Raw genomic sequence first — 14,148 nt, forward strand, 5'->3', positions numbered from 1 at the left:
CCTTTTTATTTATTTTTATGCGATGAAAGGTGTAGAGCTTATGATGTCGAGTCATACACTCGTATGAACGATTACGATTTTCCGTTTTTTTTACTATTGCTTAATAATATGTGCCATAAGGATTCATATATGGATTCATATTTGGATATTGATATGGCGGATATGGGTTCATAAATCGTGAAGGTCTATACTTATTTTTATGTTTATGATGAGGATCGTTTTGCTCCGTTTGATCTTTTTGCTTTTCAGAAGTTGATTTTACACGGTTGCAGTCTTTAGGTGGACCAATATATGTTGACGGTACAATAGGCGCGGTTGTTTTCTTCCACTGATTTTCATCTAAACAATACGTGTGAGCCATAACATTGGAAGGTGTAAATTTCAATATATCTGAACCTAAAATAACTTCAGGTATTGGAGCATTAAAAATAGCTAGTAAATGCGTGTCATTCTCAGTAGCTATTTCATAATGCCACCATCCTTGCGGTACATTGGCGACTTGGCCAGGCTCGATAGGATAGTTTTTAAGCTCTTTTGTAAAGGGATTAAATATAGAAACAATGGCAGCACCAGAAATACAATAAACAAGTTCTGCTGCATTTTGATGATAGTGAGGCTCTATCACCTTATTCTTACTTAGAAAAATATCAAGCAAAGATATATTTTCTAACGTATTTAATTGTTCTACACCTAGAATATTTATAAAATTCCGATCATCTTTTTTAAAAAGAGTGCTGTCATTTACATCAAAAGTGAACTGGGTTGATGGTGAAGTATAGTCAATATTTGAACTAATAATTACATCCTTTCTAATAAATTTTCAATACATGTCTTAAGCACAGAATATGTACAAAGCTATTGTAGGCTTACACGAACGCCCACTATCCTCATTCAGCAATGTTTTCTGTGCGAAAGCGAAGCGACAACAGTAACAGCAACAATTACGCCAAGGCGAAATGGATTTATTTATCCTCTAAATACTCCTTAAAAATTAGCTGAAATTCCCTCTTCTAATTAGGAACGTACGTGCGTATAATAATAACACAAACGTTTGTTCTGTTTTTGAAAACGGCTCTGTCGTGCTCACTGCATATAAACAGGGCTAGTGAAAAGGAGCACCGAGGATGAAAGAACAGTTAATAAAAGCAATGCAGCGTCAACAAGTAGTTAGCATGATCTATGTAGCCAAGTCTGGTGTTATTACGAAAAGGCGTGTGAAAATCATAAAGATTGTTGGTGATTCCTTTACAGCATTTTGCTTTACGAGGCAGGCAAAGCGTACATTTATTATTAACAATGTTCTAGCAATAATGCCTGCTACACACTGGAAGCGTGAGGTAATATGAATTACGACAATCTGCCGAACAAGGACAATTTTTATTGACATGAAATGCTTTTACGCAAGCTGTATGGCAATGCTAGAAGGTTTAGATGTCTTGAAAGATCCCATTGCAGTTATAGGCAACTTTGAGCAACCGGTAGTATCGTACTGGCAGCCTCACCAATGATGAAGGAAAAATTTAAAATCAAAACGGGAAATAGACGTTTATGTTCGTGTTTTAGGAGATATAGTAAACCAAACCTTAAGGACTGACGATTTTGACTAAATCGAGATACAATGTATGAAGAAAATAAACATTGAAATTGTATGTGGAAGTTAACAAGGCTCTTACAATATCGGCTAAATCATCTTTCAGTAAACATGGATTAGATAATAATGCATATAGCATTTGTGATTTGTGTATTTGCATTTGTTGCAGACCTTGCTAGACTATTAGTTAATAATGAGAATCATTATTAACTAATAGTCTTCTAGTGGTAATATCTGATTAGAGTACTTCATGGGACAAAACTATTTTTACTATATAGAAAGGGGTGGCAATATTGACTGTGTGGATCCCCAACAAATAACGGTTAGGCTGATATCTCGAGAAATAGATTTGTTGTTTGGCATTAATGAAAGTAACCCAGATGTACAATGTTTGGATAGGGAGCAGGTGCATTATCATGATAGATTTGGATAAATTAGCCGAGATATTTGCTAGAGGTTTCTATGATATAGAAGGTGTTCACCGTTTAGTCATCCAGCCGAAAAGTATACTAAGTGAATTTAGGGCTGTCCGGCATGGATTTCTTTTTGTAATTCGTGGAGAGGCTAGAATGAGTGTGAATGGAACTGTCTATGAATTACATCCAGGCTCAGTAATTCATGTGGCTCCAGGCATGCAACTGGACGCGCAAGTTTTAAGTCAATCAGAGTACGAGTACTATTTACTGTTTTATAGATTTGACAAGTTAGACAAAGTATATAGCGGTCATGAATGCGACTCTCATTTCAAACTGGAAGCGGGAGCAAATCCGAGAGTGCTAGAATTACTTATCATGCTTCATCAGAATGCCAATACACTTAGAGGTATTGGGAAGCTTCGTGTCAAGGAGTTATTTTTAAGTGTCATGCATCAAGTTTTGGTGGGGTGTAAGCATCGAGAGAGTGGCAGTTCTCCAAGTGAAAGGGTGATAGAGGAGGCTATTGCATACATACACCGGCATTATATGAATCCGTTGACACTCGACGAATTGGCGGAGCTGCATGCAATGAGTCCCAAACGCTTCTCCTATTTCTTTCACAAACATACTGGATTTCGTCCAATCGACTATCTTATCAATTATCGTATGGAAAGAGCGAGTGACTTACTTAAAGTAAGCAATTTTCCCATTCACGATATTGCTATTAGTGTTGGTTATACCAATCCGCTATATTTCAGTAGAGTGTTTAAAAAGAAATTTGGTGTGTCTCCCTCTGTATACATACATAATTTAGATAATCATATAAATTGAGTTACTGATTTATATATTACGCCTGCAACTGGTGATGAACCGGGAGTGCAGGCTTTTTCCCTTTTGTCTCATTCTTTCCTTCCAGCTCTATCTTGCATGTCGGCTAAATCATCATTCAGTAAACCTAGATTAGATAATAATGCATATAGTATTTGTGATTTGTGTATTTGCATTTGTTGCAGACCTTGCTACACTGTATTTGATAATGAGAATCATTATTAATTATAGCCTTTTAGAGGTAACATCTGATCAGAGTATTTCGTGGGCGCAATTATAGGAAGGATTGGTAATGTTGATTGTAAATAGACAATTATGTATTGGGTTAGTCTTATCTGCTTGGTTGAAAGGAGGCGACTGGCGGCGCCCAGACAGCGGTGTGGAAAAAATGGGTTCAATTGATCCTTACATTGATTTGGCAAAGATGGCGGAGAGGTCAAAGCTCGATTTTCTTTTCAGGGCGGATTATCTTTTTGTTAGTCCACAGATGCTTGGCGATTCCGCTAATTTCGGTAGTCCTGACCCTACTATGATATTTGCAGCGATTGCTCGTGAAACAGAGCGGATCGGGTTAGTTACGACTATTTCTACGACTTTTAATCCACCGTATGTTGTTGCTAGACAGCTTCAGTCTTTGCATTGGCTAAGCAATGGACGTGCTGGCTGGAATATTGTCACTTCTATTGAAGGTGCCGAAAATTTCGGTGAATCACCTATGCCTTCATCACAAGAAAGATATGCGAAAGCAATTGAATTTACTGAGGTCGTACGCAAACTCTGGGAAAGTTTTCCGACTGAAGCCATTGTTATTGATCGTGATTCAGGCATGTTTTCTGATAAGGATAAGGTTTCCCCAATTAATCATTCAGGTGAGTTTTTTAGTGTTAAGGGACCACTTACTTTGCCTGCCCATAAATCAGGACCGATTCCTTTATTTCAAGCAGGTGCGTCGGATACAGGACGAAATTTTGCTTCTTCAATAGCAGATGCTATTTTCGCAGCGATGCCAGACCTTGAATCGGGAGTGGAATTGCGAAATGATCTGAGAAGAAGAGCTATCGAGCATGGGCGCGATCCGGACGCCATAAAAGTTTTGCCAGGTTTATATTTTTTCTTGGCCGAAACTCGCGAGGAAGCCCATGAATTACATAAGGCCGCACACGCACATTTGACTATTGAGCGCAGACATGCATCGCTTAAATCAGTACTGGGTCTTGATTTGAGTAGCTTTGCTTTGGATCGTCAAGTAACTTCGGATATGCTACCTGATCCGAATCAGCCAGTTCGCAGCCGAACACATGCTGAGCTGTTGCGCCGGTATATTACAAATCATCAGCCTACAGTGGAAGAGGTATTAACAAGGCCAGAGGTTGTCGGGTCTGCTCACTGGGTTTCAGTTGGAACGGTTGAAGACGTATTGAACGATATAATTGAGCGATTTGAGGCTGGAGCTATTGACGGATTTATAGCTATTCCGGGTGGTTCAGAAAAATCTTTGAAACTGTTTTTTGAAAAGCTGATGCCGCAATTGGTTGAAAGAGGTTTGTTCAGAAGTGAATATACGGGTGTCACCTTGCGTGAGCATTTAGGGATTAATATTACTGATCATGATAATAGGGATACTGTTTTGAAAGGGGTTCAGGTGAAGAATGAATAAAAAGTTTATACTAGTTGGTTTGATAGCATCATTCATGATTGTTTTGGCTGCATGTGGAGGAGGAGACAAACAGAGCAAATCAAGCTCAACCTCCGGCAGCAACGGAGATTCAGCGCAATCTCAAGTGGACAATACGGAAACAAGCGAAACAAGAACGATTGAGTATCTCGGTGAAAAGTATACCGTTCCACAAAAAGCAGAAAAAATTGTGATTACTGGGGCTATGGAAGCGATGGAAGATGCGGTAATGCTTGACGTTCATCCAGTAGGGGCAATATCGGTGGGCGGAAAGTTTCCAGAAATGTTTGCTTCGGTAACGGGTAAGGCGGAATCAATTGGTGAAAAAAGACAACCTAACTTTGAGAAGATATTGCAATTAGAGCCAGACGTTATTTTAGGTTCAACCAAGTTCCCAAAAGGGGTAGTGGAGAAATTGCAAAAAATTGCTCCCACTATTTTGGTGTCGCACGTTTCTACAAACTGGGAAGACAATTTGAAATTAATGGCTGAATTAACTGGAAAGCAAGGTGAGGCAGAAAAAATTCTATCCCAATATAAAACAGATACACAAGCAGTAAAAGCATCATTAAAAGAAAAGCTTCAAGGTAAAAAAGTAGCCGCTGTTCGTATACGCGGAGGGCAAACTTACATTTTTGCGAAAAATGTAGACTTTAACCCCTTTTTATACAATGACATCGGTTTAGAAATGCCAGATCAGATAGGCATGGCTAAATTGCAAGATGCAATCTCTGCCGAGCAATTGGCAGAAATGAACCCAGACTATTTGTTTGTGCAATTCTCTACGAATGATAACAAAGATGCGGAAAATGCATTCGAAGACTTGAAGAAGAATCCAATTATCCAAAATATTAATGCCTTTAAACACGATCACGTTTATGTCAATGTGGTTGATCCGCTCATGGAAGGAGGTCCTGTTTATAGTCGAATCAAGTTTTTAGAAAGTGTGCAAAAGCATCTGAACAAGTAATGGAATGGATCAAGAAGGAATGAAATCGTTATTAAGCCATAAGTTTGTTTTAATTGTCATATTATGCATTCTGTTCAGTGTGACAATAATCGTATCTCTTTTCTATGGTTCGAAATCAATGAGTTATGAAATGATGTGACAGGAGCTTTTTCATTTTGATTCAGAGAATATGGATCATTTAATCATTCAAACATCGCGCCTTCCGCGTGTGATAGGGGCGCTATTGGTTGGTGCCTTCATGGCGGTTTCAGGAGTTTTAATGAAGGGGATGACAAGAAATTATCTTGCATCCCCTTCGATTATGGGCGTGGCCGATGTTTAGTAGGGAGCGCCTTTAGTTCAGGTTTTAGGGCCATTACTCTTTATATTTCATTAAAGATGGACCCACAAGATTTTGAAATGGCGACTGTCTGGTTATCAGGCAGCCTTTATAGTACGACTAGGATTCATATATTAGCGTATTCCATGGATAATAATTTTAACGCCAATCATTTGGTGGAAATCGCACAGACTTAACCTATTAAATTTGGATGAGGTATCAGCCAGGAATAGGTTTAAAGAAAGACCGGGAAAGAATGATTTTTCTTTTATGCTGCGTCGGGTTAGTTAGCGCATGTGTATCTGTAGCAGGAAGTGTTGGATTTATTGGCTTAATTGCCCCTCATATGGCTAGAAGACTAGTCGGTATTCATTATAAATATGTAATATCGGAAAGATGATCTTTGCTCCAGCTGAACTGCCTGTAGGCATTTGTGATCTACATTATCGATGTTCCTTATTTCGTATATCTGCTGTTTAAAAAAGAAAGTAGAGTAAGAGAGAAGGAACCCACTCATTGACCAAAAAAGAAGTGCAGAAGAAATTGCCATTAAAATTAATCTGCTAAGACTAACGACAAGCTTATAACAAAATAAAATTTTAGGTGGATTATTTATGTCATTAACAGTAGAAACACAACAAACAAAAGTGATTAAAACTACTCCAATATTAATTTCTTTCTTAATTGCTGGTTTCATTGGATTGTTCAGTGAAACGGCTTTAAACATGGCTCTCGGGGATTTAATACAAGTATTTTCTATTAGTTCTTCCACGGTTCAATGGCTGACAACAGGTTATTTATTGACCTTAGGGATATTAGTTCCTGTCTCGGGTCTCTTACTTCAATGGTTTAGTACACGTCAAATATTTATTGTGTCATTGATTTTTTCAATTATTGGGACACTAGTCGCAGCTCTTGCACCAAGCTTCGAAGTATTAATGTTTTCTCGAGTGATTCAAGCTATAGGTACGGGATTATTGCTACCTCTGATGTTTAATTCGATTTTATTGATTTTTCCCGTCAATAAGAGAGGTGCAACAATGGGACTAATAGGGTTAGTCATTATGTTTGCACCCGCAGTTGGACCCTCAATCTCAGGATTAATTCTTGAAAAACTGACTTGGCATTGGATTTTCTGGGTTTGTTTGCCTTTTCTGATTCTTGCGTTGGTATCGGGTATAGTGTATATGCAGAATGTATCAACCATAACTAAACCCAAAATTGATATATTATCTATTCTTCTATCTTCGATTGGTTTTGGAGGAATTGTCTATGGCTTTAGCAGCGCGGGTGAGAATGGCTGGGGAAGTACGATTGTGATCACGATGATTATTATAGGTCTTGCTGCACTTACCTTGTTTTCTTTGCGACAATTGAAAATGGATAAACCTATGCTTGATTTACGTGTATTAAAATATCCAATGTTTACTCTAGGTTTATTGGCCGTATTTATTTGCTTCACGGTAATAATGTCCACGATGATTTTGTTGCCATTATATTTGCAAACAGGACTAGCATTGACTGCATTTACCGCGGGGCTTGTTTTGTTGCCAGGTGGTGTGCTGAATGGATTAATGTCCCCAATCACAGGGCGTATCTTTGACAAATTCGGACCAAGAGGACTTGTTATACCCGGATTTGCAATCATGCTTATCATGTTATGGATCATGTCAAACGTTACCATTGAAACGCCGGTTAGTATGGTGATTGTGATGCACTCCATTCTATTTATAGGTGTATCGATGGTTTTGATGCCTGCTCAGACAAATGGACTAAATCAATTACCTAAAAATCTTTACCCAGATGGTACTGCTTTAATGAATACATTACAGCAAATGTCGGGAGCAATTGGCACTGCAGTTGCGATTACGATTATGTCCGCTTCTCAGAAAAGATATATGAACAATATGACTGATCTATCTGACCCTTCTTCAATTAGAGCTTCATTAACAGCGGGAGTACAGGACTCCTTTATATTCACTCTAATTATAGCTATGGTTGGTTTAATTATTTCCTTCTTCATCAAATCTTCTCACGTTAAATAGGGCTTGATGTCAGCCTTCGTATCGCAGAAACTTTTCGAAATCTGTCCATAAGTAGAGATACACTATTGCATCGCTTCACGGAACATTCCTTATCATCACTGTGGAGTAACATAGGTAAAAAATGATCAAACTTTTTATAAAACTGAAACCTAAATTTGATAGATAAGAATCCATTTTGAACAAACTTTTTTCAAAATGGATTCTTTTATTTACAGTATACACTAGTTTACAAAGTGTGTTTTTGAACAAACTTTATTTTAAAGCTACATAAAAAGAAGAATAAAAACATTTGGAATAGTTTCAAAGTAACCAATGTCTTTAAATGCTTACTTCTTGAATGCAGTCAAAGCAGTAGCAAGTTAAACTAAGACAGCTAAATTGACTAAAATACTGTAGCTACATAGTAGAAGAAGACCAGCCAAGCTAATTTAGCCGAGCTAGTCTTTTTTATGTTTTAAGGTTGGTTGTGGTGTTGTTGAATTGTATACTCAAGTTCTTTGAGTATAGCTGTTAACAGAATTTATGTTTTGGTGCTAGATTACAATATTGTTCCATTAAGCCACCCGTTAATAGCAATAAGGTCCATAAGTACATGTAGTTCAGTACCAACTAGAGCGGAAATGAAAATGACCTTATATGATATGCCTTGTTTATAAGTAAATAAGAACATTGCTTTAGGTAATGTCTTAAGACAAAGCATTATTATTAAAGATAAAAATACAGCACAAATCAAACCTCCTATGAAACTTTCATCTAAATTACCTATAAGAGGTACTTGACTAATTAGCTCAGTTATAATATCTGGAAATGCCATACCTGAAAATAGTGTTGCGATATTTAATTTTCTTCTATATACTAAAGCAGCTGTTGTGGTAACAACTGTATGTCCTATAATACCAGCCATTTAAGATTCTCCTTAATAAATTATTTTATAATTGATAAACTTTTTGAAAATTTTATACCATCGGAATGAGTTTCGAAAATTTGTGTAAATTCATTTTCTGTTTTTACTGATTTGGCATCATTCATATCAACAATTCCATTATTATTTCCATAGACCTTATTAAGTTCTAATATCCCCACATCTATTTCTTCTACAGGAATCTGATTAAATATAGAATTGTTTACAATTAGAATAACCTCTTCATTTGCCATATCACGACTGTGACCAAACCAAGTATTACCCCCATAACTTACTGTTATCTCTTTATCAGCAATTTTTATCTCTTTTCGATTTTGATATTTTTTATCTGCAAGTAACACCGCATCGTTAATTTTTATTTCAGGTAATGAGTGAATTGGATCTGATACTGCAATATTGGAATTTTCTCCTTCCCGTAATACTCCTTTTGTTACTATATCTTTCGCTGTTCTTTCATCCATAATTAAGACTGAATGACCATTATCTTCTGTTATCTTAACTTTATATAAATCTATAGATTTAACTTTATTTTTTTGATCTACTTTTATTTCTTCTATTGTTTGTTTGTCACCTAAGATTAAAATTCCGTTTCTTGGTTCAGTAAATGTAAATGCCAAATATAAACCGGATAATACAGCACCAAAAACACACAGATTTTTTATGATATTCATTTTTTCCCTCCATAATTAGATTAGTAATAGATAAATTTGATTTAATTTCATCACTACTATTTAATTTATTTTGTTTCTCTAATATGGAGTTTAATATTAGTCCTTACTATTTCCTATCGAAGTACCTATAACGTATCTAACAAAACTTTTAGATTTCTAAAAGTTTCGTTAGAGTAGGTGATTGCTCTAAAAAAAATCCAACCTTATCTAAAAAGTACCTTTAACGAAGTATATTTAAAAAATTCTGTCAACTTAAAGGGGGTGATGTCTGTATCGTACAGTCGTCATCTTTTTTAAGTTCCATTGGTCAAGATAATGGTTGTAATAGGACAAATAAACTTCTTATTTCTTTTATTACATCTTCTAATGTTTAATATTTGTTTCATCTTTAAAATAACCAAAAAACGATTCTTGTGGTGGGTTATCCCAACAGTTGCCTCGATGTGACATGGATTGATTTAGTCCCATTTTCTGTACAAGCTTTTGGAACTGAGGATTGGTATAGTGGAAGCCTTGATCCGAGTGATAAATACACCTTCCGTTAGTTTGATATCTTTCTTCTTCAAATTCCTTATTGTATTCAGGGCGGTATGTAGGGGTTCTAGTTTTACTTGAATGATGAAGAAGTGCAAAAATAGAAGGTTTTATGTTAGAAAAATCAAAAAAATGAAAAAGGGGTTTTGGATTTAAGTATTTCGTCCGATAAAAGCTTAGGGTGGAAATTTAAACGAAAAAATAAGGGAAGGTTGTGAACAGAATAGGGGCGGTATTCTTTTTGTGTCTAAAAAGAAACCACAAAATTGTACAAAATACGCATCTTAAAAACTAATAAAAACAAAAGGAGAACGGTTTATGAAAAAATTATTTGGAACCTTTAAGGGTAAGCTGTACACATTATTTGCTCTAATCTTACTAATTCCGGTTATTTCCGTAGGGAGTTTATCGTATCTTTCAGCAAAAGATTCGATAAAAAAAGAAATACTCTTTAGTGCGAATGAAAGTGTAAAAATTTTAAATACATTAATTGACAATAAGATAAGTGAAAAAATAAACGACATGACTGTTTTTAGCGAGGAAGTAGACTCTTCTAAGTATGAACAGCAGGAAAAAGCAATAATAACAAATTTCCATCAATATTTGGAGAGGAATCCAGATGTATCAAGTATTTATATCGGAACGAATGAGGGGACAATGATATCAGAACCAAAATTGAATATTGCGGATTATAATCCTTTAGAACGAGACTGGTATAAAGAGGCGACAGCATTAAAGGGTGAAACTTTAATAACGAATCCTTATATGGATGTTGAAACTGGGGATATGGTCGTTACAATTGCTCGTCAGGTAAAAGATCAATCTGGGGTAATGGCACTTGATATAAAATTGACAGACCTTCAAAAAATTGCAAATTCAATCAAAATAGGGAAAAATGGCTATTCTTCTATTTTTGGTGACAATAATTTGGTCATTTCACATCCTACATTAGAGGCAGGTAAGGAATTAAACGAAAGCTTCCTTAATCAAATGTACGACAGCAAATCTGGCACGTATGATTATGTCTTCGATGGGGATGACCGTATTTTGTTCTTTACAACGGATGAATTGACAAATTGGAAAATCACTGGAACAATTTTTACAAAGGAAATTAAACAATCAGCATCATCCATTTTATATAGAACGTTTCTTGTACTAATCGCTGCGATTGTAATCAGTACGATTGTATTCTTTTTTGTTATGAAGACAATCATAAAACCAATTAGATTGCTAAGAGATAGTGCAGTAACCATTAGTAAAGGCGATTTAACGGAGAAAGTAACGATTACCTCTCATGATGAGATTGGACAGCTAGGACAAGCCTTTAATGATATGCAAGACAGTTTAAGAACACTTATTCAAAAAATTGAACAAAATGCTGAAGAGGTAGCATCGTCGGCAGAAGAGCTAACAGCCAATGCTAATCAAACAAGCATTGCTACAGAAAAGGTAGCCATTTCGATACAAGATGTTGCTACGAGCGCAGACACGCAAACGACGAGTGCCAACAAGAATGCAGAATCGTTACAGGAACTTTCTAAGGCCATTCTTCATATTGCAGAGATTTCTTCTATTGTGACAGATCTTTCACAGCATGCAACGCTGCAGGCAGATGAAGGTGGAAAGGCAGTCCAGGATACAAAAGATCAAATGCAGTCTATTCATGTATCGGTGACCGATTCAAACACGAAAATTCAAACATTACATGAACGCTCTAAGCAAATTACGTCCATTTTAGATGTAATTACAAGCATTGCAGATCAAACTAACTTACTGGCTCTCAATGCAGCAATTGAAGCAGCAAGAGCAGGGGAGCATGGTAAAGGCTTTGCGGTTGTTGCTGATGAAGTAAGAAAGCTAGCGGAGCAATCACAGGAATCTGCACAACAAATTTTCGAGCTAATCCATGGCATTCAGTTAGAAACAGAACAATCTGTAAACATCATGGCAAAAGTTACAGAGGATGTTCAAAATGGACTACATGTATCGGATGAAGCCATCGCGAAATTCCAAGTGATTAAAACAAGCATGGATAAAATAACTCCTAAAATGGAAGAGGTATCATCTGCGTCTGAACAAATGTCCGCAAGTGTACAAGACGTGACGGCTATTACGGAGAATTTGGCATTCTCCGCACAAGGAAATGCATCTGCTTCAGAGGACGTTGCAGCGTCTACAGAGGAACAATTAGCTTCGATGGAAGAAATTAATGCTTCTGCACAAGCTCTTGCGCATATGGCAGACGTATTAAAACAGCTCATTAGTAAATTTAAATATTAACAGAATCAGATATAACATTCTTTTTTACATCTTCCAATGTTTCGCATATAAATAAAAGTACCCTATAAGAGAAACTTTTTTTAGAGTCTTTCTTATAGGGTACATTTAATCAAAAAGCAAAGATTATTAATTTCTGAGCTCAATTAAAATTACATAATTTCTTTATTAAGATAACGAAGGTAGCGCCAACGAACAACAAAAAAGTACATAACTTGTAGAGATAAAAAGAATGTTAGTAAAAAGACCGAATCCATTACAATAGAAAATGAGACGAGCTTCTGTATTGCAATAAATGCAATAATACTATGAAGTAAAGCTATTACAATTGGTAAAAAGAACATGATACAAAGTTGGCGTGTTATTACTTTTTTTAGTTCATTTTTTGTTAATCCAATTTTCGCGATACTCATGTATTGATGTTTATCTCTTTCTAAATCAGTATACAGACGTGAGTAAAGGAAACTTGCAGCAAAGGTGAAAAATAAAATTCCAACTAGTGCACTTGTAATAATTAACATCCCATTTTCTTGTTTTTCAACTAACCATTGTACTACCAAAGCTTTAAAAGCATATTTTCCCTCTTCATATATAGGAAAAGAATTCTCTAATTGTTTAGTGATTTCTTCTGATTTCTCCCAACCCTTGACGGTAAACAAATGATAATTCCATAGTGTATCCTCATTCTGACCTAGTGGGATTTTTTTAAACATTTTATCAGAAACAACAATCATTCTTTTACCAGCGTCTTTTCCATCCCATCCGAGGTAGGGGACTGTTTTTTTGACACGTAAATGAATATCTGTATCTCTTTGAACTAAGTTGATGGTGTTATTAATATTTTCTTTATTTTTGAATTTTTTTAGCTCAGCAACTGTAGTAGGAACTAATATGGTTTGATTTTCATCTTTAAGAGTTTCTTTAGGTTGTCCAAGTATAGTAGCGATATGGTTAAAATCCGTTAAACTAAAAACAAGGAGATTGTTTTGCATTTCTTTAGGAGCAACTGTCACTGTACGATATGAAAATTCAGCTTCTTTTAACTTTTTATTAATCTCTAGAAGATGTTTTTCTTCTTGTTTATTTTCAGGAGAAGAGATGTAAGTGTAGGAAAAGGGATTAGTCATCTCAGATAACCCTGGATTTCCGAGAGACATAAAGGTGCCTATTCCTGTAAAGGCAATAGCTGAAATAATTGATATCATAAAAAACAAAATTGCGTTGTCTTTCATACGATATACTAACTCTGATATAGTGAGAAGATTAACTTTTTTAAAATATATATTTTCCTTACGTTTTAAAAAGTTTAATGTGTATATGCTAAATTGGGAAAACAAAAAATAAGTTCCTATTACTACCAGAAAAACACCCATTGGTATCAAAATAAATAAATTTGTATGAGAAGTGTAATAAAATTCAACAAAATATCCAAGTAATATGAATGTTATTGAAAGAAAAGATAAAGCTTTAGATGATTTAGGCTGTACTTTTGGTTTCTTATCAGATCTTAATAGTTCAATCGGCTGTTCTATTCCCACAATTTTAGTCGTTAGTACTGAAATAGTTAAAAATAACAGCATGAATGCAGAAATAGTCAGCAACATCGCTTTTATGGGTAAATAAAATACTAATCCTTTATAAATCCCTAAAATATTAGCAACTATTATTAAAATTAGTTTAGATAAAATTAGACCTATAAAGACTCCAAAAACAATGGCAGTCATACCAATGAGCATATTTTCAATAAATATTAGCTTATTCATTTGCCTTGGAGAAATGCCAAGAAGAAGAAGGAGTCCAAATTCCTTGTTTCTTTTTTTTAGAAACGTACCTACTGAGTACAATAGAAAGAAAAACGAAAATATAAATATTATATATTGAGATGTCTGTAATCCTATAT

11 protein-coding genes and 3 pseudogenes are annotated in these 14,148 nt (G+C 35.5%); 9 read left to right on the forward strand and 5 right to left on the reverse strand.

Annotated features, from left to right (window positions below; all coding sequences use genetic code 11):
• Positions 1–100: 100 nt before the first annotated feature.
• Positions 101–796 (reverse strand): cupin domain-containing protein, encoded by a 696-nt coding sequence (locus ACMZ42_RS19635; protein ID WP_415732474.1) that lies wholly within the window; start codon positions 794–796, stop codon positions 101–103.
• Between the two features lie 328 nt (positions 797–1,124).
• Here ACMZ42_RS19635 and ACMZ42_RS19640 point away from each other — a divergent pair, with 328 nt between their 5' ends.
• The 8 genes and pseudogenes from ACMZ42_RS19640 to ACMZ42_RS19675 all read left to right on the forward strand — a co-directional run bounded on the left by ACMZ42_RS19640 (position 1,125) and on the right by ACMZ42_RS19675 (position 7,844).
• Entirely contained in the window at positions 1,125–1,346 is a 222-nt protein-coding gene (locus tag ACMZ42_RS19640) for a transcriptional regulator (protein WP_402870492.1), read from the forward strand.
• Positions 1,343–1,546, forward strand: a pseudogene (locus ACMZ42_RS19645) (UV damage repair protein UvrX); the annotation flags it as partial. The gene ACMZ42_RS19640 and the pseudogene ACMZ42_RS19645, both read left to right, overlap by 4 nt.
• A 461-nt stretch (positions 1,547–2,007) precedes the next feature.
• Positions 2,008–2,838 (forward strand): helix-turn-helix domain-containing protein, encoded by an 831-nt coding sequence (locus tag ACMZ42_RS19650; protein WP_415732466.1) that lies wholly within the window; start codon positions 2,008–2,010, stop codon positions 2,836–2,838.
• 292 nt (positions 2,839–3,130) lie between these two features.
• Positions 3,131–4,492, forward strand: coding sequence for an NtaA/DmoA family FMN-dependent monooxygenase (locus tag ACMZ42_RS19655; protein WP_415732475.1), 1,362 nt, complete (start codon positions 3,131–3,133; stop codon positions 4,490–4,492).
• Complete coding sequence (locus ACMZ42_RS19660) at positions 4,485–5,480, forward strand: ABC transporter substrate-binding protein (RefSeq protein ID WP_415732467.1); 996 nt, start codon at positions 4,485–4,487, stop codon at positions 5,478–5,480. The genes ACMZ42_RS19655 and ACMZ42_RS19660 overlap by 8 nt, the downstream gene beginning before the upstream one ends.
• Before the next feature lie 19 nt (positions 5,481–5,499).
• Positions 5,500–5,796 (forward strand): annotated as a pseudogene (locus ACMZ42_RS19665) (iron chelate uptake ABC transporter family permease subunit); the annotation flags it as partial.
• Between the two features lie 259 nt (positions 5,797–6,055).
• Positions 6,056–6,199 carry an iron chelate uptake ABC transporter family permease subunit gene (locus ACMZ42_RS19670; RefSeq protein ID WP_415732476.1) on the forward strand — a complete coding sequence of 48 codons (144 nt, stop codon included), beginning with the start codon at positions 6,056–6,058 and terminating at the stop codon, positions 6,197–6,199.
• Positions 6,200–6,413: 214 nt separating this feature from the next.
• The gene (locus ACMZ42_RS19675) at positions 6,414–7,844 is read left to right on the forward strand and encodes a DHA2 family efflux MFS transporter permease subunit (RefSeq protein ID WP_415732468.1); all 1,431 of its coding nucleotides are present in this window, start codon (positions 6,414–6,416) and stop codon (positions 7,842–7,844) included.
• Positions 7,845–8,382: 538 nt separating this feature from the next.
• Here ACMZ42_RS19675 and ACMZ42_RS19680 read toward each other — a convergent pair.
• From ACMZ42_RS19680 to ACMZ42_RS19690, 3 genes and pseudogenes are all read right to left on the reverse strand, one after another.
• Positions 8,383–8,748 carry a hypothetical protein gene (locus tag ACMZ42_RS19680; protein WP_415732469.1) on the reverse strand — a complete coding sequence of 122 codons (366 nt, stop codon included), beginning with the start codon at positions 8,746–8,748 and terminating at the stop codon, positions 8,383–8,385.
• 20 nt (positions 8,749–8,768) lie between these two features.
• A complete protein-coding gene (locus ACMZ42_RS19685; RefSeq protein ID WP_415732470.1) occupies positions 8,769–9,437 on the reverse strand; it encodes a lipoprotein BA_5634 family protein in 669 nt (222 codons plus the stop codon).
• 252 nt (positions 9,438–9,689) lie between these two features.
• A pseudogene (locus ACMZ42_RS19690) lies at positions 9,690–9,962 on the reverse strand (IS3 family transposase); the annotation flags it as partial.
• A 327-nt stretch (positions 9,963–10,289) separates the two neighbouring features.
• On the opposite strand from ACMZ42_RS19690, the gene ACMZ42_RS19695 reads away from it, so the two are divergent.
• A complete protein-coding gene (locus ACMZ42_RS19695) occupies positions 10,290–12,251 on the forward strand; it encodes a methyl-accepting chemotaxis protein (protein ID WP_415732471.1) in 1,962 nt (653 codons plus the stop codon).
• A 149-nt stretch (positions 12,252–12,400) separates the two neighbouring features.
• On the opposite strand, the gene ACMZ42_RS19700 is transcribed toward ACMZ42_RS19695, so the two are convergent.
• The coding region (locus ACMZ42_RS19700) for an FtsX-like permease family protein (RefSeq protein ID WP_415732472.1) at positions 12,401–14,148 on the reverse strand (1,748 nt) is incomplete at its 5' end.

Origin of the sequence: Lysinibacillus sp. NPDC056185 (assembly GCF_047737915.1) — a bacterium.
Taxonomy (GTDB): domain Bacteria; phylum Bacillota; class Bacilli; order Bacillales_A; family Planococcaceae; genus Lysinibacillus.

Bases quoted from the DNA above. Each gene is read 5' to 3' on its own strand.
- ACMZ42_RS19640 (WP_402870492.1), top strand. From the start codon at position 1,125: ATGAAAGAACAGTTAATAAAAGCAATGCAGCGTCAACAAGTAGTTAGC.
- ACMZ42_RS19650 (WP_415732466.1), top strand. From the start codon at position 2,008: ATGATAGATTTGGATAAATTAGCCGAGATATTTGCTAGAGGTTTCTAT.
- ACMZ42_RS19660 (WP_415732467.1), top strand. From the start codon at position 4,485: ATGAATAAAAAGTTTATACTAGTTGGTTTGATAGCATCATTCATGATT.
- ACMZ42_RS19670 (WP_415732476.1), top strand. From the start codon at position 6,056: ATGATTTTTCTTTTATGCTGCGTCGGGTTAGTTAGCGCATGTGTATCT.
- ACMZ42_RS19675 (WP_415732468.1), top strand. From the start codon at position 6,414: ATGTCATTAACAGTAGAAACACAACAAACAAAAGTGATTAAAACTACT.
- ACMZ42_RS19680 (WP_415732469.1), bottom strand. From the start codon at position 8,748: ATGGCTGGTATTATAGGACATACAGTTGTTACCACAACAGCTGCTTTA.
- ACMZ42_RS19685 (WP_415732470.1), bottom strand. From the start codon at position 9,437: ATGAATATCATAAAAAATCTGTGTGTTTTTGGTGCTGTATTATCCGGT.
- ACMZ42_RS19695 (WP_415732471.1), top strand. From the start codon at position 10,290: ATGAAAAAATTATTTGGAACCTTTAAGGGTAAGCTGTACACATTATTT.